General features: G+C 67.1%; 21 protein-coding genes, 1 tRNA gene and 1 pseudogene. 7 read left to right on the top strand and 16 right to left on the bottom strand.

The features are described 5' to 3' along the window. Positions 1 to 555 (bottom strand): annotated as a pseudogene (locus tag AC3A4H_RS08705) (hypothetical protein); the annotation flags it as partial. A 328-nt stretch (positions 556 to 883) separates the two neighbouring features. On the opposite strand from AC3A4H_RS08705, the gene AC3A4H_RS08700 reads away from it, so the two are divergent. From AC3A4H_RS08700 to AC3A4H_RS08680, 5 genes are all read left to right on the top strand, one after another. Next, positions 884 to 1,600, top strand: coding sequence for a hypothetical protein (locus AC3A4H_RS08700; RefSeq protein WP_487766335.1), 717 nt, complete (start codon positions 884 to 886; stop codon positions 1,598 to 1,600). A 141-nt stretch (positions 1,601 to 1,741) separates the two neighbouring features. Next, a complete protein-coding gene (locus AC3A4H_RS08695) occupies positions 1,742 to 2,653 on the top strand; it encodes a PhzF family phenazine biosynthesis protein (RefSeq protein WP_487766334.1) in 912 nt (303 codons plus the stop codon). A 109-nt stretch (positions 2,654 to 2,762) separates the two neighbouring features. Further along, positions 2,763 to 2,838, top strand: a tRNA-Lys gene (locus tag AC3A4H_RS08690). Positions 2,839 to 3,761: 923 nt separating this feature from the next. After that, a complete protein-coding gene (locus AC3A4H_RS08685) occupies positions 3,762 to 4,943 on the top strand; it encodes a BaiN/RdsA family NAD(P)/FAD-dependent oxidoreductase (RefSeq protein WP_487766333.1) in 1,182 nt (393 codons plus the stop codon). 68 nt (positions 4,944 to 5,011) lie between these two features. Next, the gene (locus AC3A4H_RS08680) at positions 5,012 to 5,803 is read left to right on the top strand and encodes an SH3 domain-containing protein (protein ID WP_487766332.1); all 792 of its coding nucleotides are present in this window, start codon (positions 5,012 to 5,014) and stop codon (positions 5,801 to 5,803) included. 21 nt (positions 5,804 to 5,824) lie between these two features. Here the strand turns inward: AC3A4H_RS08680 and AC3A4H_RS08675 are convergent, their stop codons facing one another. From AC3A4H_RS08675 to cobA, 5 genes are all read right to left on the bottom strand, one after another. Further along, on the bottom strand, positions 5,825 to 6,160 hold the full coding sequence (locus tag AC3A4H_RS08675; RefSeq protein WP_487766331.1) for an ElaB/YgaM/YqjD family protein: 336 nt from the start codon (positions 6,158 to 6,160) through the stop codon (positions 5,825 to 5,827). Between the two features lie 88 nt (positions 6,161 to 6,248). Further along, positions 6,249 to 7,259: a nicotinate-nucleotide--dimethylbenzimidazole phosphoribosyltransferase gene (gene cobT / locus AC3A4H_RS08670; RefSeq protein ID WP_487766330.1), complete on the bottom strand. Its 1,011-nt coding sequence runs from the start codon at positions 7,257 to 7,259 to the stop codon at positions 6,249 to 6,251. Between the two features lie 19 nt (positions 7,260 to 7,278). Beyond that, positions 7,279 to 8,043, bottom strand: a complete 765-nt coding sequence (gene cobS / locus AC3A4H_RS08665) for an adenosylcobinamide-GDP ribazoletransferase (protein ID WP_487766329.1) — start codon at positions 8,041 to 8,043, stop codon at positions 7,279 to 7,281. A 3-nt stretch (positions 8,044 to 8,046) separates the two neighbouring features. Further along, on the bottom strand, positions 8,047 to 9,360 hold the full coding sequence (locus AC3A4H_RS08660; RefSeq protein ID WP_487766328.1) for a cobyrinic acid a,c-diamide synthase CobB: 1,314 nt from the start codon (positions 9,358 to 9,360) through the stop codon (positions 8,047 to 8,049). Next, positions 9,357 to 10,142, bottom strand: a complete 786-nt coding sequence (gene cobA, locus AC3A4H_RS08655) for a uroporphyrinogen-III C-methyltransferase (RefSeq protein WP_487766327.1) — start codon at positions 10,140 to 10,142, stop codon at positions 9,357 to 9,359. The genes AC3A4H_RS08660 and cobA overlap by 4 nt, the downstream gene beginning before the upstream one ends. 53 nt (positions 10,143 to 10,195) lie before the next feature. On the opposite strand from cobA, the gene AC3A4H_RS08650 reads away from it, so the two are divergent. Continuing rightward, positions 10,196 to 11,326: a cobalt-precorrin-5B (C(1))-methyltransferase gene (locus tag AC3A4H_RS08650; protein WP_487766326.1), complete on the top strand. Its 1,131-nt coding sequence runs from the start codon at positions 10,196 to 10,198 to the stop codon at positions 11,324 to 11,326. On the opposite strand, the gene cobM is transcribed toward AC3A4H_RS08650, so the two are convergent. Genes cobM through cbiE form a run of 3 tightly spaced genes read right to left on the bottom strand, consistent with a single transcriptional unit; the run spans position 11,293 to position 13,672 of the window. Then, the gene (gene cobM, locus AC3A4H_RS08645) at positions 11,293 to 12,057 is read right to left on the bottom strand and encodes a precorrin-4 C(11)-methyltransferase (protein ID WP_487766325.1); all 765 of its coding nucleotides are present in this window, start codon (positions 12,055 to 12,057) and stop codon (positions 11,293 to 11,295) included. The two genes, AC3A4H_RS08650 and cobM, sit on opposite strands and share 34 nt — an antisense overlap. Then, positions 12,054 to 12,458, bottom strand: a complete 405-nt coding sequence (locus tag AC3A4H_RS08640) for a cobalamin biosynthesis protein (RefSeq protein ID WP_487766324.1) — start codon at positions 12,456 to 12,458, stop codon at positions 12,054 to 12,056. The genes cobM and AC3A4H_RS08640 overlap by 4 nt, the downstream gene beginning before the upstream one ends. Next, on the bottom strand, positions 12,437 to 13,672 hold the full coding sequence (cbiE, locus tag AC3A4H_RS08635; protein WP_487766323.1) for a precorrin-6y C5,15-methyltransferase (decarboxylating) subunit CbiE: 1,236 nt from the start codon (positions 13,670 to 13,672) through the stop codon (positions 12,437 to 12,439). Before cbiE ends, AC3A4H_RS08640 begins: the two co-directional genes overlap by 22 nt. Position 13,673: 1 nt before the next feature. Here cbiE and AC3A4H_RS08630 point away from each other — a divergent pair, with 1 nt between their 5' ends. Beyond that, positions 13,674 to 14,441 (top strand): cobalt-precorrin-6A reductase, encoded by a 768-nt coding sequence (locus tag AC3A4H_RS08630; protein WP_487766352.1) that lies wholly within the window; start codon positions 13,674 to 13,676, stop codon positions 14,439 to 14,441. On the opposite strand, the gene AC3A4H_RS08625 is transcribed toward AC3A4H_RS08630, so the two are convergent. From AC3A4H_RS08625 to AC3A4H_RS08595, 7 genes are read right to left on the bottom strand one after another with little or no spacing between them, the layout of a single operon-like run. Then, positions 14,405 to 15,169, bottom strand: coding sequence for a precorrin-3B C(17)-methyltransferase (locus AC3A4H_RS08625; protein ID WP_487766322.1), 765 nt, complete (start codon positions 15,167 to 15,169; stop codon positions 14,405 to 14,407). The two genes, AC3A4H_RS08630 and AC3A4H_RS08625, sit on opposite strands and share 37 nt — an antisense overlap. Next, positions 15,166 to 15,903 carry a precorrin-2 C(20)-methyltransferase gene (locus tag AC3A4H_RS08620; RefSeq protein WP_487766321.1) on the bottom strand — a complete coding sequence of 246 codons (738 nt, stop codon included), beginning with the start codon at positions 15,901 to 15,903 and terminating at the stop codon, positions 15,166 to 15,168. Before AC3A4H_RS08620 ends, AC3A4H_RS08625 begins: the two co-directional genes overlap by 4 nt. Continuing rightward, complete coding sequence (locus AC3A4H_RS08615) at positions 15,900 to 16,532, bottom strand: precorrin-8X methylmutase (protein ID WP_487766320.1); 633 nt, start codon at positions 16,530 to 16,532, stop codon at positions 15,900 to 15,902. The genes AC3A4H_RS08620 and AC3A4H_RS08615 overlap by 4 nt, the downstream gene beginning before the upstream one ends. Before the next feature lie 2 nt (positions 16,533 to 16,534). Continuing rightward, positions 16,535 to 17,926: a precorrin-3B synthase gene (cobG, locus tag AC3A4H_RS08610; protein WP_487766351.1), complete on the bottom strand. Its 1,392-nt coding sequence runs from the start codon at positions 17,924 to 17,926 to the stop codon at positions 16,535 to 16,537. A 44-nt stretch (positions 17,927 to 17,970) separates the two neighbouring features. After that, on the bottom strand, positions 17,971 to 21,315 hold the full coding sequence (cobN, locus tag AC3A4H_RS08605) for a cobaltochelatase subunit CobN (protein ID WP_487766319.1): 3,345 nt from the start codon (positions 21,313 to 21,315) through the stop codon (positions 17,971 to 17,973). A gap of 16 nt (positions 21,316 to 21,331) precedes the next feature. Continuing rightward, a complete protein-coding gene (cobW, locus tag AC3A4H_RS08600) occupies positions 21,332 to 22,369 on the bottom strand; it encodes a cobalamin biosynthesis protein CobW (protein WP_487766318.1) in 1,038 nt (345 codons plus the stop codon). Further along, a complete protein-coding gene (locus AC3A4H_RS08595) occupies positions 22,366 to 22,800 on the bottom strand; it encodes a DUF1636 family protein (protein WP_487766317.1) in 435 nt (144 codons plus the stop codon). Before AC3A4H_RS08595 ends, cobW begins: the two co-directional genes overlap by 4 nt. Positions 22,801 to 22,829: the final 29 nt, after the last annotated feature.

Genomic DNA, 22,829 nt, shown 5'->3' with positions numbered 1-22,829 from the left:
AGCGCCGCGCCAGCCGCCGCGCCAGACGTTGCCGCGCCAGACGCCACCATTCCAGGCGCCCACGCCATGCCAGCCGCGGCCGCGCCACACGTTGCCGCGCCATCCGGCGCCGCGCCAGACACCGCCGGCGCCATGCCAACTGCTACCTCGGAAGCCGCCCATGCCATGGAAGCCGCCGCCTATGCCGTGGAAGCCGCCGGCGCCATGCATGAAGCCGCCGCCACCGCCGCCATGGCCGCCGCCGCCGCGAGCAAGCTGGAAGTTGCCGTCAGTCGAGACGGAGCCGCCGGCCGATTGACGCCTTATCAGAACGCCACTCTGAAAGCCGGGGTGGCCATAGCTGCAGCTTACGCCAAAGCCGCAGCTAGCCTTCCAGTCATCCTTGATGACCTGAACATCCGGAAGAGTACGAAACGCCTGGCCTGCAGCATCGACCGTGGGTGCGATGTCGCTGATGTTTCCGCCTGCGTCCGCCATAGCCGGCGCGGAAAAGCCGGTCAGCGTGCCAAGGACGAACAGCCCCGAACACGCGAAAGATGTGAGGTAGGGTCTCATTGTCGTCTCCAAAGGAAAAACCGTCCTTGAGGCTCAAGCCTGCGGTGGTGGCCAACAAGATGGGCCCGACCGGACGTCGCGTGAGAACGCATGCTGAACAGAAAGGTTCCAAATGTTCCGCTTTGCTATTTTGCGTTGCATGAGGGCCTTGTTTTCGTCCGAAGAGCAGGCGAACTTCGATTCGAATTCCCGCCCATGAGGGGGCGGAAGTTGGCGCGCGAAAACTTCGATAACGCGAACCATATCTTCAAGGTCGGCACCCGCCGGGCCGGCGATTGTGATTGCCCCAACCCGGCACCGACGCTGCCGGAGCAGAAATCAGAGCCCCATGAGCATCGACATTCCACGTAACGTCATCCTGCCCGTCGAAGTGGTCGACGTGAGACTCGATCCGGCGCCGCATCCGTTCGAAAGCGGAAACGGCGAGGCGATCGAACGCAATTGGCTGGACGAGAAGGCGGCAAATCCCGCGCTGTTCGACGGCACCGTGGTGTTGCTTTCAGAGCTTTCATACGCGCAGGGCAGGCTGAAAGGACGCTGCCATGCAATCCGCTTCGCCACTTTCATGCTGTGGCGACGCCAGCAGGCGGTGCCCAATACCGAGCACGCCTATGCCCATGCAGTGCTGGTGTCGCGGGACAACGCCCTGGTAGCGATTCGCATGGGCCGGCACACGGTGAATGCCGGCAGCGTCTATTTCGCGGCCGGTTCCTTCGAGCCCTGTGACTTCCGGGAAGGGGTTGCCGACGTTGACTTCAACATGATCCGAGAGGTGAGGGAGGAAACCGGGCTGGACATTGCGGGCTTGCGCCGTGGGCGGCGCTATCATGTCTTTTCCACTCCAGCCGGCACCGCGATCTTCCGTCGCTATCACCTCGACGCCGATGCCGACGAGATTGCAGCACAAATTCGCGAGTTCGTGGCCGGCGACCCCGACCCCGAGATCGAGGGACCGGTGATCATCCGCAACCCGAACGACCGGCCGCAGGGGCTGAAGCCGCATATGTTCCCGATTCTCGACTGGCATTTTTCCGGCGCCGAATAGGCCTCTGTCAGCGGCTGCGGTCTCGGCTCTTGCCGTGGCACATCCGATTGACAATCTTGCCAATTGCGAGGTCATCATTGGGCGGCCGCGAGCGTCTCGCAGGTCCGGGGGCAACCGCAGCGGCGGCAAGGAAAGGGTGCCATGCAGGGCAGGAAATACCTCGTCTATGACGTATTCACGCAAGAGCGCCTGGCCGGAAATCCGCTGGCGGTGGTGCTCGATTCGCAGGGGCTGGACACGGCGGCGATGCAGCGAATCGCGCGCGAATTCAATCTTTCCGAGACGGTCTTCGTGGCCCCGCCGCAAAACCCGAAGCACAAGGCGCGGCTGCGCATCTTCGCTCCCGACCATGAGATGCCATTCGCCGGCCATCCAACCGTGGGCACGGCAATCGCCCTGGCCGAACTGCAGCCCGAAGACGGCACTGACCGCATCTTCGTGCTGGAAGAGAATATCGGCCCGGTGCGCTGCGCCATTTCAAGAACGGACGCCGGCGTTTTCGCGGAATTCGACCTGCCGGAATTGCCGCGCGCGGCAGAACTTGCCGTCGAGCCCGAGGTGGTGGGTGCCGCTCTTGGGCTCGGACCGCACGAGATCGGGTTCGAGAATCACCGGGTCGGGCACTGGTCGGCGGGCGTTCCCTATCTGACGGTGCCGGTGTCGGGCCTCGAGGCGATCGGCAGGGCCAGGCTCGACAATCCGGCCTGGGCGGAGTTTTCACCCCAGCTCACCGGCGGCAAGGCGGCCAACGCCTATCTCTACACGCGCGACACCGTGCATCACGACAGCTCCTTCCATGCCCGCATGTTTGTGGCAGGCGAGCTTTCCTATGAGGACCCCGCGACGGGATCTGCGGCAGCGGCATTGACCGGGGCGATCTGGCGATTCGACGAATTGGCCGAGGGGCCGACCCGAATCTGGATCGAACAGGGCATGGAAATGGGGCGCCCGTCGCGGATTCGGCTGGAAATCGACGTCGACGGTGGAAAAATGATCACCGCGCGGATCGGCGGCCATGCCGTGAAAGTGGCGGAAGGCCTGCTTTTTTCGTGAGCCGCCGGGAAAGGATTTGAATCTTTTGCGACAATCGCGAAATTGAGGGCTGGACAGCGCCAAAACCTATGGCTATATCGCGCCCATCACCGGCGGCGACCGGTGCGGTGGGTGTGTAGCTCAGTTGGTAGAGCAGCTGACTCTTAATCAGCGGGTCCACAGTTCGATCCTGTGCACACCCACCAAATAACTTCCTGAAATTGTTTATCTTCGCTGATCACGGCATCGCGCGGTTTGCGTTCCATTCCCATTCCAATTCAGGCTGCCGGACTCGGGGCAGCCCTGTTGCCGCTCAAACCGTGTGGAACCCCGGTCCTGCGTCCTATGGGCGTGACGCGATGAGAGACGTAACCGGAAGTCGCTCTGTCGGTATCCCAAGAACCTCAGTCGCCCAAACGCGCATTTCTGGAGAAGCATCACCGGATTTGAGTATCGACACGGCCAGCTTGGTCGTATCGGCGTTTGGCTTGGTATTGGCGATCACATAGGAGAAATATCCTGCCGCGGTCGCGCCACCTATCGAAGCGAGAGGCAAGGCGACTACCAGTAACGTCCACGTCAATGAGCGCCAGCGGTGAAATCTTCTGGAACTATCAAGTGGAGCAGGATCGAAAGCGTCTATCATTCCACCCTCCATGATCAGGCTTGCAGAAAAATACTTCGTGAATAAGGGCGTGTATCTATTAAGAATAAGCTAAAGTCTTATCTATTGGCGGTGAGAGAGATCTTCTTTGCCAGACCGCTATAGACTTGATGCCCGCCACGCTCTCATGATTATCGCTGCCGCTCGCATCTGGACGGCTAAAGCACTCACAGAACTGTTTTCTCCATGTCAGGGACCCCAGCCCGCGTTCAAAAAGGCCTCATCGAGGCGGCGGGTTCTTTTCTTGCGGCACTTGGCAAGCGATTCGTGACGCGCTAGAACGAATCCCAATGGGTCCACAGTTCGATCCTGTGCGTGCCAATCAAATAAATCGCTGATTTTATTTGTCTTTCTACGCTTTGCGCGGATTGGGTGCGGCGATCCTCTGGCAATTGGTTCAGGCACGGCGGCAGGCTTTGCCCGGTGGCCAAGATCTGTTGAGGGCCGAGAGCGGAGCAAGGCAGGTTGAACATGTTCGATGTAGTTGTGATCGGTGCAGGCGCCGCCGGCATGATGTGCGCGATCGAAGCGGGCAAGCGCGGCCGCTCGGTGCTGGTCATCGACCATGCCGCGGCGCCCGGCGAAAAGATCCGCATCTCCGGCGGCGGGCGCTGCAACTTCACCAATATTCACGCCAGCCCGAAGAATTTTCTCTCGCAGAACCCGCATTTCTGCATCTCCGCGCTCAGCCGCTACACGCAGCGCGACTTCATCGCGCTCGTCGAGCGCCACGGCATCGCCTATCATGAAAAGACACTCGGCCAGCTTTTCTGCGACGGCTCGGCCACGCAGGTCATCGCCATGCTGGTGGCAGAGATGAAGCGCCACGGCGCCGAATTGCGGCTGGCCACTGCCGTCGAGCGAATCGAGCGGACTGGTGACGGATTTTCTCTCTCGCTCTCGGGCGGCAATGTGCGCTGCTCGTCACTGGTGGTGGCCTGCGGCGGCAAGTCGATCCCCAAGATGGGCGCGACCGGCTTCGGCTATGACGTTGCCGCTCAGTTCGGCTTGCGGGTGGTGGAGACGCGGCCGGCGCTGGTTCCGCTGACATTCGACCAGAACACGCTGGCGCGGCTGAAGCCGCTGGCGGGCGTGGCGGTGGAGGCAGCGGCGATTTCCTGCGGCAAGGCTCGCTTCGAGGAGGCGATGCTGTTCACTCATCGCGGCATCAGCGGGCCGTCGATCCTGCAGATCTCCTCCTATTGGCGCGAGGGCGAGGAGATCGGCATTTCCATGCTGCCGGGTACCGACATGTTCGAGGCGCTGCGCCAGGCCCGCGCCGCCAATGGTCGCCAGGCTCTGCAGACGGCGCTCGGCGCGCATCTTCCCAAGGCGCTGGCACAGTCGATCGCCGAGGAGGCGCGTATGCCGGGCAATATCGCCGATCTTTCCGACAAGCAGCTTCGCCGCGTCGCCGAGATGGTCAATGGCTGGCGAATCAAGCCGGCCGGCTCGGAAGGCTACCGCACGGCCGAGGTGACGCTGGGTGGCGTCGACACGCGCGACCTGGATTCGAAGACCATGGCGGCCAGGGCCGTGCCGGGCCTTTATTTCATCGGCGAGGTGGTGGACGTGACCGGCTGGCTCGGCGGCTACAACTTCCAATGGGCCTGGTCTTCGGGCTGGTGCGCGGGGCAGGCGGCTTGAGCGGCCGGGCGAAGGCAAAGGGCCGGCGCGTCAACCGCGTCTTAAAATCTTCGCGCCATGGTGCGCGCATGGTTGGATTTGCACTTCCCAAACTGAGATGGCTGGTGCTGGGCGCCGTCGGCGCGGGCGTCTGGGCAATGACCCAGGAGCCGCCCACGCCGCGCAAGACGCAGATGCCCTCGCGCCCGGCGGCGACGGTGCAACGCAAGGCCGAACCCCCGGTTGCGCCGCAGCGGCAAGCCGCTGCGCCGAGCGCGCCGAAGCAGGTTGACGCCGCGCCGGCAACTTCGGCAAAGGAGGTCGTGGCGCTGGCCGCGCGTCCGTCACAGATGGTCACCAACTCGGTGGCAAAGCCGCAGCACCCGCTGCCGCAGCGCGCGCCTGACAACACGCTCTACACGACCACGCGGGTGAATATGCGCGGCACCGCAAATGCCAGCGCGCCGTTGGTTGCGACGCTTGGCGTCGGCGAGGCGGTAAAGCCGATCGTGCGGGACGGCAAATGGCAACTCGTGTCGGCGCGTGGCCACAAGGGCTGGATACTCGCCGAATATCTGCGCGCCGCAAGCCCCGAGGCGCCGCGCCCAGCGACAGCGGTGCCGGGCAGGGCAGGACCGACCGCTGCGGTGGCCCGTACCGAACCGCCTGCCAGCAGGCCGCAGCCCTATACGCCGCCGCGTCCACAGACCACCGGACTGATTTCATCTGCCAAGGCGCTGTTCGGAGGCAAGCGTCCCCTGCGCGCGCCGCAGCCAGGCGACTGCCAATGCCCATACGACCTGATGATCGACGGCTCGCAGTGTGGCGAGCGCAGCGCCTATATCCGCCGCAGCCGCCGAAACGTGCAGTGCTACATGTGAGCGCGGACGCGACGGCAACGCCTATCGACGCGCGAGCAGGCCGATCAGCAGGCCTAGAACTGCAAGCCCCACCACCGTTGTGGCGACCGGGTTCTCGCGTGCGGCCTGCCGCACCTCTCGGGTGCGCTGGGCGATGTGAGGCATGGCGTCCTGCATCCGCGACATGACCTCGTCGTAGATTTCGGATGCGCTGTGGTGCGTATCCTCGAGTGCGGCGGCTCCGCGCTTCGACAGGCTCTTCTTCAGCGACAATACCTCGCGGCGCAGTGCCGAGATCTGATCTTCCAGATCGTCGGTCAGGTCGTTGCGAAGCCTGGAAAACGAGTCGTCGCGAAGCCGGGAAAATGTGGAAGCCATTCGGGAAATCCTCGTTAGCGTGATGGAGCCAGAACGACCGCTGCCGCCTTTGGTTCCACCCGCAGGAACGGGGCCTGCCGCCTCCGAGCTATTTCTCGGAAACGCCGGCCTCGACGAAGCTCGCCATGCCGGTGTGGCATTCCAGCGCCGAGCGCACGACGTTGATCGCTAGGCACGCGCCCGAACCTTCGCCGAGCCGCATGCCGAGATCGAACAGCGGCTTCAGCTCCAGCGCTTCCAGCAGCGCCCGGTGCCCGGCCTCGGCGGAAACATGGGCGGCAAGCACGTGGCCGAGCCCGGCGTCGTGCAGCCTGGCCAGCGGCGCGACCGCGGCGGTGCAGACAAAGCCGTCGAGCAGCACCGGCACGCCATGCCGGCGCGCGGCCAGCGTCGCGCCGAAGATGGCCGCAAGCTCGCGCCCGCCAAGGGCTGCTGCGACCTTGAGCGGGTCGGAAAGCGCATCTGCGTGCAGCGCAAGGCCCTTGTCGATGGCCGTCACCTTGCGCTTCAGGCCCGCATCGTCCACGCCCGTGCCGCGACCGGTCCACTTTTCCGCGCCGCCGCCGAAGAGGGCTGCCGCAATCGCCGCTGCCGGCGTCGTGTTGCCGATGCCCATTTCGCCAAAGCAGATCAGGTCCGTGTCCTTGCTGACCGCCTCATAGCCGGCCGAGACGGCGGCGAGGAATTCTTGTTCGCCCATCGCGGGTTCCTGCGTGAAGTCGCCGGTCTGGCGTTCGATCTCGAGCGGAATCACCGCAAGTTCTGCGCCGGCCACGCGGGCGAGCTGGTTGATCGCGGCGCCCCCGCCGGCGAAATTCGCCACCATCTGCACCGTGACTTCCGATGGATATGCCGAGACGCCTTGCGCGGTCACGCCATGCGAGCCGGCAAAGACGATCACTTTCACCTTGTCCAGCTTCGGCATGTCGCGGCCCTGCCAGCGGGCCAGCCAGGCGGCGATGGTTTCGAGCCGTCCGAGGCTGCCCTGCGGCTTGGTCAGCGTGTCCTGACGGCGAGCAACCGCCTCGGCGGCCGAATCGCTGCCCATGGGCAGGCTTTCGCAGGCGGCGCGCAGGTCTTCGAACGAGGTGAAGGTCATCGTGGGGAACTCCGATAGGTCAAATCAGGATTGCGCTTGCCGCAAGCAGGACGAGGATTTCCGCGCCCTGCTGCAGCGCGCCGACGGTGTCGCCGGTGTGGCCGCCGATCTGGCTAAGGCACAACCAACGTAGGACTAGAAACCAGAGGGCGAGCAGGGCGGCGACGGCTATGGCGCCGGGCAGGCCGAGGAACAACAGTGCTAGCGCACCAAGCACCGCACTGGCGATGGCGACTTCGGCGGAAGGCGCGCCGGCGTCGGCCGCGAGGCCTTGCGTGCGGGCGGAGGGCAGCAAATCCATGAAGCCGGGGATCAGTGCGCGAGAGGCGCCATGGGCAGCGATGAGCGCGCTGAAGACGTGCGGCACGCTGGCAAGTTCGGAAAGCGCGGTCCAGCGCAGCAGGATGGAAAGCGCCAGTGTGGCCACGCCATAGGTGCCGACGCGACTGTCGCGCATGATTTCCAGCTTGCGCTCGCGTGTCCGGCCTCCGCCAAAACCGTCTGCGGTGTCGCCAAGGCCGTCCTCGTGCAGGCAGAAAGTGACGAGCATGGTGGCGGTCAGCGCGAGCGCGGCGGCCGGGCCCGATGCGAGGCCGAGCCATGTTGCCAAGGCAAAGACGATGCCGCCGATCAGAGCCACCACGACGCCGACGAGCGGCGCCGCCCAGAGCGCGGAAGACAGGCTGCGGCCTGAAAAGTCGAGATGCGGAAGCGGCAGGCGAGTCAGGAAGACGAGCGCGAGCGCAAAATCCTTGGCTGCCTTCTCCAAAAACCCGCCGCCCATCGCTCAGCCCCTCGCAATGGCGTGGAAAAAGGTGCCGCTGACATGGCCGCGCCGGCCGCCGGCAGCGCCCAGCGGGTTACCCTGACCGTCGGCCAGTTCGGCGAGCTTGTCGTCCGCGCCGGGCGAAATCACCTGCGCGTAATGGAACTCATGCCCGCGCACGAGCCTACCTTTTTGTCCAAGCGGACAGTCGGCCAGCAGCGTCGCCTGCCGATAGCCGAGGTTCATCTTGCGCTTGGCGAAGCTTGTGGAATGGCCGAGCAGGCCGAGCATTTCGTGCGTGGTGCCGTCGGCGTCCTCCAGCGTCTCGCCCAGCGTCATGAAGCCGCCGCACTCGCCATGGACCGGCCGCATCTCGGCAAAGCGGCGCATGCCCGCGCGGAAATTCTGCGCGGCGGCGAGCTTGCCGGCATGGAGTTCCGGATAGCCGCCGGGCAGCCAGCAGACGTCGCAATCCTCGCGCGGGGCCTCGTCGGCCAGCGGCGAAAACGGCACGATCTCGGCGCCGGCCTTGCGCCAATGCGCGGCGACATGCGGATAGACGAAGGTGAAGGCGGCGTCCTGCGCCAGCGCGATGCGCTGGCCGGGCGGTGGGAGAGCATCGGAAAAATCCGCGCCCTGCGGCTGAAGCGGCGTCATCAACGCCATGATCGCCTCGAGGTCGAGCGAACGCTCGGCCATGTCGGCGAGTCGGTCGAGATGCGTCATCAGGTCGGCATGCTCGCCGGCCTGCACGAGGCCGAGATGGCGTTCCGGCAGGGCCAGCGCGGTGTCGCGCATGACGGAGCCGACGACCGGCAGGCCGAGCGCCTCGATGGCATCACCCGCAAGCCGCCTGTGACGCTCGCTGCCCAGCCGGTTCAGCACCACCCCGGCGATGCGCACTTGCGGATCGTAGGTGGCAAAACCCTTGGCGATGGCCGCGGCCGTCTGCGACTGGCCCGAAACGTCGAGCACCAGAAGGACTGGCAGGCCGTAGAGGCGCGCGAGGTCAGCCGCCGAGCCCGAACGGCCCGGCGCGCTCGGAATGCCGTCGAACAGGCCCATCGCGCTTTCCAGCACGATCATGTCGGCCTGCGAAGCTGCTTGCGCCGCCAGCGCATTGAGCAGCGCAGGCGACATCGCCCAGCTGTCGAGATTGACGCCCGGCCGGCCAGTGGCCGCATGGTGGAAGCCGGGATCGATATAGTCGGGGCCGGATTTTGCGCCGCCGACGCTTAAGCCGCGCCGCGCCAGCGCCCGCAATATGCCGATGGTGACGCTGGTCTTGCCCGAGCCCGAGCGGGGTGCGCCGACGATCAGCCCGCGTGCGCTCATGCTTCCCCCAGCAGTTCGGCACGCATAGCGACGATCCCGCCAACGACGATCAGCGCCGGCGACACCACATTTTCGCGCGCGGCAGTTTCGACCAGCGCGCCTAGTGTTGCGGTGACGGTACGCTCCTGCGGCAGCGAGGCGTTCTCCACCAGTGCCGCCGGCGTATCAGCCGGCAGTCCGCCCGCCAGAAGCTCGGCAACCGTCTCTTCCATATGCGTCAGGCCCATATAGATCACGATCGGTTGGCCGGTGCGGGCAAGGGCTGCCCAATCCGGCCTGTCGTCGGAGACGGCGGCAAAGCCGGTAGCCAGGATGATCGCGCCGTTGACGCCTCGAACCGTGGCCGGAATGCCCGCCGAGGTCAGGCCGCCGAAGGCCGAGGTGACGCCGGAAAGCACCCGCCAGGGAATGTTTTCGCGGGTCAGCACCAGCGCTTCCTCCGCGCCGCGGCCGAAGACGAAGGGGTGGCCGCCCTTCAGTCGAACCACCTTGCGGCCGTCGCGCGCCAGCTTCACCAGCAGCGCGTTGATGTCGTCCTGCGGGATCGACAGCCTGCCGCCTCGCTTGCCGACGAAGAATTTTTCCGCCTGCTCGGCAACGGCGACGATTTCGGGCGACACCAGCGCGTCGTGCACCAGCGCGTCGGCCTGGGCGAGCGCGGACAAGACATCGAGCGTCAGCAGACCCGGATCGCCGGGGCCGGCGCCGGCCAGCCAGACATGGCCGGGTTCGAGCACCTGCGGCTCATGCTTTAAACGGGCGATAGCTTTTTCGAGACTCATGAATGCCGCTTTCGACGATGACGCGGAGCGTCGCCAAGCCTATAGATTGCGCCATGACTGCCGAACAGACCGCCTCCGAAGAAGCTCCCCTGCGTCGTGGCTGGACCACCGGCGCTTGCGCCACCGCCGCCACCAAGGCGGCGTGTGCTGCGCTTTTGTCCGGCGATTTCCCCGATCCGGTGGAGATCACGCTGCCCGGCGGCAATGTGGTCGGTTTCGCGCTTGCAATCTCGGAATTGGGCGAGGGGCAGGCGATGGCCGGTGTGGTCAAGGATGCCGGCGACGATCCGGACGTGACGCATGGCGCGCTGGTGAAAAGCACGGTCCGCCGGGGCGCACCGGGCAGCGGCATTGTCTTCCGCGCGGGCCCGGGCGTCGGCACGGTGACGCGGCCGGGCCTGCCGATCCCGCCGGGTGAGCCGGCGATCAACCCCGTGCCGCGCAAGATGATCGCGCAGGCGGTGCATCAGGTTGCCGGCGAAAATGCCGATTTCGAGGTCGAGATTTCCGTCGTCGGCGGCGAGGAGATGGCGCAGCGCACGCTCAACCCGCGCCTCGGCATTCTTGGCGGCATCTCGATCCTGGGCACGACCGGCGTGGTTATTCCCTATTCGTGCTCGGCCTGGATCCACTCCATCCATCGCGGCGTCGACGTCGCGCGCGCCATGGGGTTTACCCATGTCGCCGGCTCCACCGGCAACGCGTCCGAGATGGCGGTGCAAAAATTCCACGGCATGCATGAGGTTCAGCTCATCGACATGGGCGACTTCGTCGGCGGCATGCTGAAATACATCCGCGCGCATCCCGTGCCGCGCGTCACCATCGCAGGCGGCGTCGCTAAGATGACCAAGCTGGCGCAGGGCATGCTGGACGTGCATTCGAGCCGGGGCAGGGCCGATCTCGAAGGACTGGCTGAGGTGGCGCTGGAGGCCGGCGCGAGCGATGACCTTGCCGCGCGCATCCGTGGCGCCAACACCGTGGCGGAAGCCTTTGCGCTTGCCGTTGCCGAAGGCGTGCCGATCGGCGACGCGATTGCCGCCGGCGCATGGCGCACCGCCGCGCCCGCGCTCAAGGGCACGGACATCGAGCTCGAGATCCTGGTCTTCAACCGCGAAGGCGAGTTGAGAGGGCATGCGCCCTTCGCACCGGCTCATAGCGTGTCGCGCCCCCTGAACCGGCGCTGATAGTCGGGATCGTAGAGCGAGCTTTCGCGAAAATCCTGCGATGCCAGCGACGGCCCGACGAAGATCAGCGCCGTGCGCTCGATCGGGTCGTCGGCCAGCTTCGCCGCGATCGTGCCGAGCGTGCCGCGCAGCACGCGCTCGTCCGGCCATGAGGCGTGGAAGACGATCGCAACCGGGCAATCCGCGCCATAGAGCGGCGTCAGTTCCTCCACCACGCGGTCGATGGCGTGGATGGCGAGATGGATGGCAAGCGTGGCGCCAGTTGCGCCGAAGGCGGCCAGGTTTTCCTTTTCCGGCATGGGCGAGGCCCGACCCGAAACGCGCGTCAGCACTAGCGACTGCGCCACAGCCGGAATGGTCAGCTCGCGCCCCAGCGCCGAGGCGGCCGCCGCGAAGGAAGGGACGCCGGGCGTCATCGTATAGGGAATGCCGTGGCGCTCGAGGCGGCGGATCTGCTCGGCCACAGCACTCCACACCGAAAGGTCGCCCGAATGCAGGCGCGCGACGTCCTTGCCCTCGTCATGCGCTGCCAGGTATTCGGCCTCGATCTCGTCGAGCGACATGGGCGCGGTGTCGACCAGTTTTGTTCCTGGCGCGCAATAGCCGAGCAAATCAGGCGCGACGATCGAACCGGCATAGAGGCAGACCGGGCAGCTTGCGAGCAGGTCGCGGCCGCGAACGGTGATGAGGTCTGCGGCACCCGGGCCGGCGCCGATGAAATGAACCGTCACGCTTTGTCTCCGCTGATGGCTATGGCGCAGGTGACCGCATCGAACGCGATGCGGGGGCCGAGCAGGCGCGAATCCGGGCCCGCCGCCGCAAGTGCCGCCGCTTCGGAAAGCGAAGGCGCGCCGGTCCTTTCCAGCGACAGCGCCGAATGGCTCTTTGTCCGCTTGCCGGCCTCGGCCAGTTCAGCGTCGCCGATGATGATGACCGCGCGGCGCAGCTGCCGCCCGGCCTGAAAAATCGCCCCTTCGTGCTGCTTCAGCTTGCCGGTCGCCAGCGCGTCGAGATGCGCGAGGTCGAGGTCGTGCGCGCCGAGTGCTGCGTTGATCGCGCCCAGCACCTGCTCCTTGCTGACGCCCTTGCGGCTGCCGATGCCCGCCACGATCATGGTTTTGCCCACGACCATTGCGTCACCGGCATGGCCGGTCGCCAGCCCTGCATGGTGCCGACCGGAACCGCACGCGAGACCGAAAGGCGGATCAACTCGCCGCCGAGGCGTGCTTGCAGCGAAAGCAGCAGCGCCTCCATTTCGAGCGTCACCGCATTGGCCACAAGCCGTCCGCCGGAGGGCAGGGCGCCGATCGCCGCGTCCATGACGCCGGGCTCCGAGCCGCCGCCGCCGACGAAGATGGCGGCCGGGGTCGGCAGGCCGGCGAGCGCTTCAGGCGCGCGGCCTTCGATCACCGTCAGGTCGGGCACGCCGCAGGCGCCGGCATTGCGGGCAATCCGGGCGGCGCGTTCGGAATTGGCCTCGATTGCGATGGCGCGCATGGACGGATCGCGCAGTATCCATTCGATGGAGATGGAGCCCGAGCCCCCGCCAATGTCCCACAACAGTTCGCCCCGGCGCGGCGCGAGCGACGACAGCGTGACGGCGCGGATTTCGCGTTTTGTCAGCTGGCCGTCATTCTCGAACAGATCGTCCGGCATGCCGGTCGCCAGCGGCAGGATGCGCGCCTGCGAATTCGATTCAACCTCGACCGCCAGAACGTTGAGCGGATTGATGTTTTCGAGATCGAAAGCGTCGGCGCTCGTCGTCGTCAGGCGTTCGGACTGTCCGCCCAGCGCCTCCAGCACTGTCAGCCGCGAGGGGCCGAAGCCGAGTTCGGTAAGAAGCTTCGCCACCGTCGCCGGGCCGTCGCCATCCGAGGTCAGTGCCAATATGCGCGCCTTCGGGTGCAGAAGCGGGCGGATGAGGTCGATGGGCTTGCCGTGCAGCGACACCGTCCTGGTGTCCGGCAGCGCCCAGCCCAGGCGAGAGGCGGCGAGGCTGAAGGCGGAAGGCGCGGGCAGCACGCGCATTTCGGCCACCGGCACGTGCCGGGCCAGCGTGGTGCCGACGCCGTGACAAAACGGATCGCCCGAGGCGAGCACGCAGACGGGTCTACCGGACAGCGCCAGCACGGCACGCATGCCGGCGTCGAACGGCGTCGGCCATGGCTCGGCCGTACCCGTCACCAGCTCGTCCACCAGCGCCAGATGCCGCTTGCCGCCGAATACGACTTGCGCCGTCGCAATGCAGCGCTTGGCCTCGTCGCCAAGACCCTCTACACCATCTTCGCCGATGCCGACGATGGTCAGCCAGCGGGCAGCGGCGGAGTTTTCTCGATCAGCAGGCATGATGACCCACCGCGTTCTGATACTTGGCGGCACCACCGAAGCCCGGCAGCTTGCCGGCAGGCTGGCCGCCCGCGCCGATCTTTCCCTCACACTGTCGCTCGCCGGCCGCACGGTCGATCCCGTGGCGCAACCCGTGCCAGTGCGCAGCGGCGGCTTTGGCGGAGCCGAAGGGCTGACGCGATATCTGAGCGACGAGCGCGTCGAACTGCTGATCGACGCCACGCATCCTTACGCGGCCAATATTTCGCGCAACGCGGCTGAAGCTGCCACGCTTGCCGGCGTGCCGATCCTGGCGCTGCGCCGTCCGGGTTGGGAGGCGGTCGAGGGCGACCGCTGGAGGCTGGTCGAAAATGCCGAAGAAGCGGTCGCCGCGCTCGGCCAGATGGCGCGTCGCGTTTTCCTGGCGCTCGGCCGGCAGGAGATCGCCGCCTTTGAGGGCGCGCCGCAGCATGCCTATGTCATCCGCAGCGTCGATCCCGTCGAGCCGCCGCTCGCCGTGCCGAACGCGACTTACATCCTCGCGCGCGGCCCCTTCGCCGAGGCCGACGAGCGCGAGTTGCTGGCCAGCCACCGCATCGACGCCATCGTCGCCAAGAACAGCGGCGGAGCCGCCACCTATGGCAAGATCGCGGCCGCGCGCGAACTCGGCATCGAGGTCATCCTGTTCCGCAGGCCGGACCTGCCGCAGGTGCCTCATGCGCAAAGCGTCGCGGAGCTGGCCGGCATGGTCGATCATTGGCTGGCACCTGCCGAAAAGCGCGGCGTGTAGACCAGCGGGCGTTTTTCGCCGCGCTCGATGATGCGGGTTTCGGGCGAGCCGATCATCACGCAGGTCGCCATGTCGGCCTGCTCGGCGTGGGCTTCCGCCAGCGGCGTGATCTCGATGCGCTCGTCGGGCCGGCCGGCGGCGCGGCCGAAGATGACGGGCGTCGTGCCGGGCAGGATGGTCCGCAACTTGTCCAGCGCTTCGCCAAGCTGCCAGGGCCGCGCCTTGCTGATCGGATTGTAGAGCGCGATGACAAAACCCGCGCCCGCTGCCGCCTCCAGCCGCCGCAGGATCAGGTCCCACGGTTTCAGATTATCCGAAAGCGAGATGGCGCAGAAATCGTGACCGAGCGGCGCGCCGATGCGGGCCGCGACCGCCAGCATGGCGGTGACGCCGGGAACGATGGTCAGCTCGATGTCGCGCCATTCGGCGGGGCCTGCCTCGATGGCCTCGCACACAGCCGCCGCCATGGCGAAGACGCCTGGATCGCCGCCCGAAACCACCGCGACGCTGGCACCGCTTGCGGCCCGCTCAAGCGCTGCGTTGGCGCGCGAAATCTCCTCGCGGTTGTCGGAGGCGATGCGGGTCTGATCGGACCGCAGGTTCAGCCGGTCGACATAGGGGGCGTAGCCGTAGAAGAACTGCGCCTCGGCCGCCGCAGCACTTGCCTCCGGCGTGATCTGGCCGGGATTGCCGGGGCCGAGGCCGATGACGAAAAGACGTCCGCTCATGGCCGTCCCTCCCAGCCGGGCACCAGCACGATGGCGAAATAGGGCGCGGTGTCGTCGGCCTTCTCGGCCAGCGGCATGGAAGCAGTGTTGGCCATGGTGCCGCGCTCGACATACATCGCCCGCTCCAGCTTGCCGGTGGTGGCGAGCGCGCGGCGGATTTTCGGCAGGTTGCGACCCACTTTCATGATGACGGCGGCATCCGTGTCGGCCAGCCGCCGCGAAAGCTCGAACTCGCTCATCGTGCCGGGCAGCACGCTCAGCACGTCGTCGCCCTGCACGATCGGCAGGCCGGTCTGCGACCAGCAGCCGGACATGGCAGTCACGCCCGGGATAACCTCGGTTCGGTAGTGCTGCGACAGCCGCACATGCAGGTGCATGTAGGAGCCATAGAACAGCGGGTCGCCCTCGCTCAGCACGGCGACCGTGCGGCCCGCATCGAGATGCTCGGCCACGGCGCGCGCCGACTCCTCGTAGAAGCCGGTGATGGCGGCCTTGTAGTCGGCATGGTCCTTGTCGATCTCGGTTGTCACCGGATAGAGCAGCGGCAGTTCGACGATGCCGGGCTTCAGATGCGCCGAGATGATGGCTCGGGCATTGCCGTTGTTGCCGCGCTTGGCGAAATGCGCCAGCACGTCGGCCTCGCCCAGCGCGCGAACGGCCTTCAGGGTCAGAAGCTCGGGGTCGCCGGGGCCGGTGCCGACGCCGATGAGGCGGCCTTTGGGTTCAGCGCTCACAGTCCGGGCCTCGCCAGCGCGTTGAGGGCGGCGGCCGTCATGGCGCTGCCGCCGAGGCGTCCGCGCACGATGGCATAGGGCACGCCATAGGAATTTTCCGCCAGCGCATCCTTGGATTCGGCAGCACCCACAAATCCCACCGGCATGCCGATGATGGCCGCAGGCTTCGGCGCGCCGTCGCGCAGCAGTTCGAGCAGGTAGAAGAGGGCGGTCGGCGCATTGCCGATGGCCACCACCGAGCCCGCCATGCGGTCGAGCCAGAGTTTTATCGCGGCAGCGGAGCGGGTGTTGCCGATCTCCTGCGCCAGCGCGGGCGTGCGCTCGTCGCGCAGGGTGCAGATCACCTCGTTGTCGGCGGGCAGCCGGGCGCGGGTCACGCCGCGCGACACCATCTCGGCATCGCAGAAGATCGGCGCGCCAGCCTTCAAAGCGGCACTCGCGGCTTCCACGAAGCCCGGCCCGAACTCGAACTTTTCCGCTGCCTCGACAAGGCCGCAGGCATGGATCATGCGCACGGCAACATCGGCCTCGGCCTCGGAAAAGCGCGACAGGTCGGCCTCGGCGCGAATGATCGCGAAGGAGCGTTCGTAGATCGCGTTGCCGTCGTGAATATAATCGTATCCCGCCATCTTCATCCCTGCTGAAAAGCCGCTGCGAGCCGGCTTTCGCCGAGCCGCGCGATGCACTGTGCCGTTGTCTCTCCGGGTCGGCGCTCCTGCTTCAGAAGCGCTGCGACCCGGCCGAAACCGTTGGCGAGTTCATAGCCCGGCGTGTACGCGGCCGGAAGTGCCTTCGCCGTCCCGTCAACGACAAGTCCGGCTCCTTTTTCGTCGCCCACCAGAGTGAGTGCGGCGCGTGCCGGATGCGCGCAGCCCTTGGCGCAGCCGGAAATGTGTAGCGTGACGGACGGATCGAGTGCCGAGCCGCTTTCGCGGGCGATTTCTTCAGCCAATTCGCGCGCGGCAACGCGGCCCGATGCGCAGGCCGGCGCGCCGGGGCAGGCCGCTATCATGCGGCGCGGGTCGAGCGGGTCGGTGACGAAGCCGAGCTGAGTGGCTTCGGCCAAGAGGGGAGCGCAGGCGGACTCTGCGAGGCCGAGCAGGATCAGCGAGCGTTGCAGGGCAGGGCGAATTTCGGTTGCGCCGAAGCCTTCGGCTATTTTTGTCAATTCGATCAGCCGGGCCGCGGGCATGCTGCCGAAGGGCAGGCCGAGGATCAGGGCATGACCAGAGTTGGCAAGAGGAAGGGCGCCGAGCGGGCCTTTACCCTCCCCCTTGTGGGGGTCCGAAGGACGGGCGAGACCCGTGGCTCGCCCTGGCAGGTCGGCGCGTAGCGCCGGGGTGGGGGTAGCCGCCGGTGCAGGGGAAACACCCCCACCCCGTCTCTCGACATCCGCTCCGCGAATGTCGCTCGCCGACCCTCCCCACAAGGGGGAGGGTAAGGCGCTCAAATCCAAATCCCGCGCCCGCGCCTCGCGGCCACGATCCGCGATCTCCTGCAATATCGCCACAACTGCATCACACGCATCGTCCTCGGCGACCGCGCCGATTGGCGTTGCGGTGCTGGCATCGCCGGCGACTGCCAGCAGCCACTGTCCGGGCGCGAGCGCGGTCAGCCGCACATCTGCCTGCACGGTGTCCATGTTCAGCCGACCGCCGCCATCGACCACCACGGAAACCTTTGGCCCGAGCCGAGCGCCAAGCCCGGCTGCGTCGATGGCATCGCGGACGCGCGCGGCGAGCGGTGAGGGATCGGCGATTTCTACTGGATCTAGCCCCGCGAGCGGCCCCATCTCCACCGGCACGCCGGTGCGGACGGCGATGCCCAGCACATCGACCTCGGCCGCCAGCATTGTCGCGCTTTCGGCGGTCAGCCCGCGAATCTGCAGGCTGCCGCGCGCCGTCACCTCGACCACGCCATTGCCGTGCCTCAGGGCGGATTCGCAGAGTCCGATCAACTCCTTAGGCGAAACTCCTCCAGCTGCGGGGTTGAGCCGCACAAGCAGCCCATCGCCCGTCTGCATCGGGGCCGAGAGTGCCGGACAGGCGCCTCTGCGCGAAAAGCCGCTCATGCCGCCGCTCCCAGCGCTTCGGCCTCGGCGATCAGGCTTGCCAGATCGTCGTCGATCGAGTTGCGCAGCGGATGCCACAGCCCGCGCCGCCGCGCCGAGGCGAAACGCTCGGCGATCACCTTGGCCGCGGCCGGGTTCTCGCGCAGCAGGAAGGCGCGCACCGCTTCGTCGCCGAGATAGGCGTCGTGCACGGCCTCGATCAGAGCGCCGGGAATGGCATGGGTGGTTTCGGCAAAGCCGACCAGCCGGTCCACCGTCTCGGCGAATTCGGATGCGCCGCGCGGCCCGTGGCGCATCTGGCCCTCGATAAAGCGCGGATTGACCGCGCGGGCGCGCACCACCCGCGTCACCGCCTCGGTAACCGAGCGCGGGCGCGGCCGCGCTGGATCGGTGGTGTCGAGCACGATCACGTCGGCATTGTTGCCGAGTGCGGCAAGTGCGGCCGAAAAGCCGCCGATGAAGGCGACGTCGGCCGAGCCTTCAAGGATGTCGCGGCCGGGGTCGTCGCCACTGTGCACCAGCAGGTCGGCCTCGGCGATCCGTGTCGCGAAGGCGCCGGGCGCGGAAACCCCTTCGCCAGAGGGGCCGCCATAGGCGTGGGAGGTGGCGTCCAGATAGGCACGGCCGAGCTCGGCGCGGTCCTGCCATTCGCCGCGCGCCAGCATTTCCTCCAGCCCCGCGCCATAGGTGCCGGGCGAGGAGCCGAAGATGCGCGGTGGCGTGCACCCGCTCGCGCGCGCTTCGGCGGCCAGCGGGTTTTCGGACGCCTCCTCGTCGCGCGCGGCGACGGCCGCGGCTGCGGCGTCGATCAGCGCGATCTGGGTCGGGAACATGTCGCGGAACAGGCCGGAAATGCGCCAGGTCACGTCCACGCGCGGCCGCCCTACCGTTGCCGGCGGCAGCACCTCGATGCCGGTCACGCGGCCAGTCGCGGCATCCCATTGCGGGCGGCAGCCCATCAGGAACAGGCCCTGCGCGATCTCCTCGCCGCCGGTGCGCAGCGAGGCGCTGCCCCAGAGGTCGATGACCAGCGAGCGCGGCCAGTCGCCATGGTCCTGCAGATAGCGCGTCAGCACCTCCTGCGCCGCCGCACGGCCGAGGTCGAAGGCCGTCGGGGTGGGCATGGTGCGCGGATCGGCGGTGAACAGGTTGCGGCCTGTGGGCAGCACGTCGGTGCGCCCGCGCGCCGGCGCGCCGGAGGGGCCGGCGGTGATGTGGCGTCCGTCGAGCGCTGCGATCAGCGCCGCACGCTCGCTTTCCGCGCTTCTCAGGCGCTGCTCGTCGGCCTCGCCTTCGGCGGCGCGGCCATAGACATGCAAGCCGTCCTTGACCGCAAAATCCTTGAGGTCGCAGAGCCAGGCATCGATGCGGCGCAGGGCCTCGTCCGGCGCATCGGTTCTGGCAACGCCGGCCTCGGCGGCAAGGCCGGTCTGCGAGGCAGTGTCGACGATCAGCTTTGCCAGCCGGTCGCGGCGGCGGCGGTCGAGGCCGTCGGCCTGCGCATATTCGTCCACCAGTCGCTCCAGCGTCTGCTGGTTCTCGTCCAGCCCGGCATGGGCAAGCGGCGGGGGCAGGTGGCCAAGCGTGACGGCGGCAATGCGCCGCTTGGCCTGCGCGGCCTCGCCCGGATTGCTGACGATGAAGGGATAGACCACCGGCAGGCCGCCGGTGACGATTTCAGGAAAACAGTTTTGGCCGAGCGCCACCGTCTTGCCGGGCAGCCATTCCAGCGTGCCGTGCGCGCCGACATGCACCAGCGTATGGCAGCCAAGGCTTTTGCGCAGCCAGAGCCCGAAGGCCACCAGCGCATGGCGCGGCGGCAGCGTCGGGTCGTGATAGTCGGCGCGGCGGTCGGCCGAGCGCCCGCGATCGGGTGCCAAAGCGACGGTGACGTTGCCGAAGGTCGCGGCGCGGAAGGGGAAATCGCCGCCTTCCTCGGTTTCGCTCGCGGCATCGCCCCACGCCGCCTCGACGGTTGCCCGCGCCGCTGCGGGCAGTTCGGGGGAGAGGCGAGCATAGTCCTCGAGGCTGATGCCGTGGACGCGGCGTGCCAGAAGGTCCAGCAGTTCGCGGGGCGATTCGGGAATCCCTTCAACGTGATAGCCCTCGGCCTTCAGGTCGTGCAGCATGGCGAGCACGCTGTTGGGCACGTCGAGGCCGACGGCATAGCCGGTGCGGCCGGGCGCACTGGGATAGTCCGGGATCAGGATCGCAACCTTGCGCGTCGCCCGCGGCTCGCGCTGCAGGCGCAGGAATGCGGCGATGCGGCCCGCCACCTGCTCGACGCGGTCGGGCTCGGGGCGGTTGGCGAGGCCCTTGAAGGCAAGGGCGCTGTCTACCTCCATCTCGGCCTTGAACGAGATCGCACCGGCCAGGATGCGCCCGTCGAGCTCGGGCATCACCACATGCATGGCAAGGTCGGCCGGTGCCAGTCCGCGCTGGTTTTCGGCCCAGGCATCACGACGCGTGGTGGCGACGATGACCTGGAATACTGGCGCGCCCGCGCGGTCGAACAGCGTTTCCACGCCCGGCTCGGCGCTGCTGGCAAAGGCGGTGGCGGTGATGATGGCCGCCGGCTTTAGGTTCGCCAACGCGCTTTCCACGAAGGCGAGGGAGGTTTTGTCTTTCAGGCTGGAGACGAAGATGGGAACAGGCGCGATGCCCCGCGCGCGCAACGCCTCGACCAGCGCATCGATGGGCGCGACATCGGCTGCCAGCAGCATCGAGCGGTAGAAGAGGATCGGGACGATGGGGGCGTCAGCCAGCGCAGCAGCCGCCTGAACCACGCCCTTGCCCGGCTCGTAAAACCCGGCCTTTGGCACCGCGATCGGCTCCGTCGCAGCGCCCTGTCCGCCGGCAAGTCCGGCCAGATGGTGCATCAGCGCGCGCATATTGTCCGGCCCGCCCTCGCGGAAATAGGCGAGCAGCAGGTCGAGCTTTTCGCGAGGCAGTGTCGAGCATTCGATCAGCCGCTGGTCCTCGTCGTGGCTTTCGCCGGGCAGCAGCGCGAGGCGAATGTTCTTCTCGCGGCAGATGGCGGCCAGCCGGTCGCAGCCATAGCGCCACCAGTCGTAGCCGCCAAGGATGCGCACGAGGATGATTTTTGCGTGGGCGGCCACGCTGTCGACCCAAAGGTCCACCGACATCGGGTGGCGCAGGTCGCGAAGTGCTGCCAGCCGCATGGAGGGCAGGGTGTCCGCCTCCTGCCGCCACGCCGCAGCCAGCCCGGCCAGATCGCTGTCGGTGAAAGACAGCGCCACGACATCCGCCGGCGTCTGCCGCAGGTCGACCGGCTCGATCAGGTCGTCGAGCGAGGCGGATGTCGTGGTCAGTATGTGCATGGCCGCGCGCGCCTGCTCAGTTCGCCAGAATGCGCTCGATGGCCTCGCGGTTCAGGCCCTTCAGCCCGATGACGACGAGACGCGAGCGGCGCTCCTCGGCCGGCGTCCAGGCGCGGTCATAATAGTGGTTCACGCGCGGGCCGACGGCTTGCACCAGAAGCCGCATCGGCTTGCCGGCCACATCGACAAAACCCTTCACGCGCAGCACGTTCTCCTGCTCTGCTGCCGCCGCCACGCGGTTTGCCAGTTCCTCGGGGCTGGCGATGGCCGGCAACTCCACGATGAACGAGTCAAAATCGTCGTGCTCATGGTCGAGCATGCCGTCATGCAGCGTCTTGCGGTTTTCGATGTCGTCCTCGACGGCGAGGCCGAGGCCGAGCATCACCGACGGATCGACCTTGCCATGCGCGCTCGGCACCACTTTTACCGCGCGTGACAGATGCTCGCCGATCGTCGCATGGGCGCGGGCGCTGCCGTCCGCGTCGATCAGGTCGCTCTTGGAAAGGATGATGAGGTCGGCGCAGGCCACCTGGTCCTGGAACACTTCCTCGACCGGATCGTCGTGGTCCAGCGTCTCGTCTTCCTCGCGCTGCGCCTGCAGGGCGTCCATGTCGGAGGCAACCTGACCGGCGGCGAGAGCGGCACCGTCCACCACGGCAACGACGCCGTCGACCGTCACGCGGCTCTTCACCGAAGGCCACTGGAAGGCCTGCACCAGCGGCTTGGGCAGCGCCAGGCCCGAGGTCTCGATCAGGATGTGATCCACCTTCGGCTCGCGCGACAGGATTTCATCCAGCGCCGGCACAAAATCGTCGGCCACGGTGCAGCACAGGCAGCCGTTTGCCAGCTCGACGATGTTTTCCTCCGGGCAGGCGTCGATGCCGCAGCTTTTCAGAATCTCGCCGTCCACGCCGACATCGCCGAATTCGTTGACGATCAGCGCCAGGCGCTTGCCATTGGCGTTTTCGAGGATGTTGCGGATCAGCGTGGTTTTGCCGGCGCCGAGAAAGCCGGTGACGACGGTGCAGGGAACGCGGGTCGCGGAGGCGGTCATGAAATGTCCTTCACTATGGCAAGAGGGGGAATGCGGGCGACAAGGCCGCGCTTGAGGCTGTCGGGGCGGCCGCGCCAGGGCAGTATGCCGTCTGTGGCGGTCGCGAAAAGCTTGGCGCCGGCAATCAGGTCCGGGCCGCTTTCAGGCGTCAGGTCGCCGAAGACGTAGCTCCAGCAGCCGTTGCGAAGCAGTGCGGCACTCAGCCGGCGCTTGCAGTTGCCAAGGCACTCGACCTGCTGGACACGGATGTTTTCGTTGGAAGCGGCGCGCAGCGTGGCCTGCGCCAGAAATTCGCCGGCGCGGGGGCGGGCGTCGGAGCCGGTTTCGTCCCGGCAGGAGGAACAGACGACAACGGTTATGTCGGAGCCATCCGCATCACGGACATCCTCGGCCAGCGCTGTCGAGTCAGCTTCGGTCTTCACTAGAATCATGCTCCTTGCCCAGGACACCCGCCGGGCGG

This window comes from Pseudaminobacter sp. Soil_N_29 (assembly GCF_057656055.1).
This window is presented reverse-complemented; position numbering and strand designations above follow the sequence as displayed.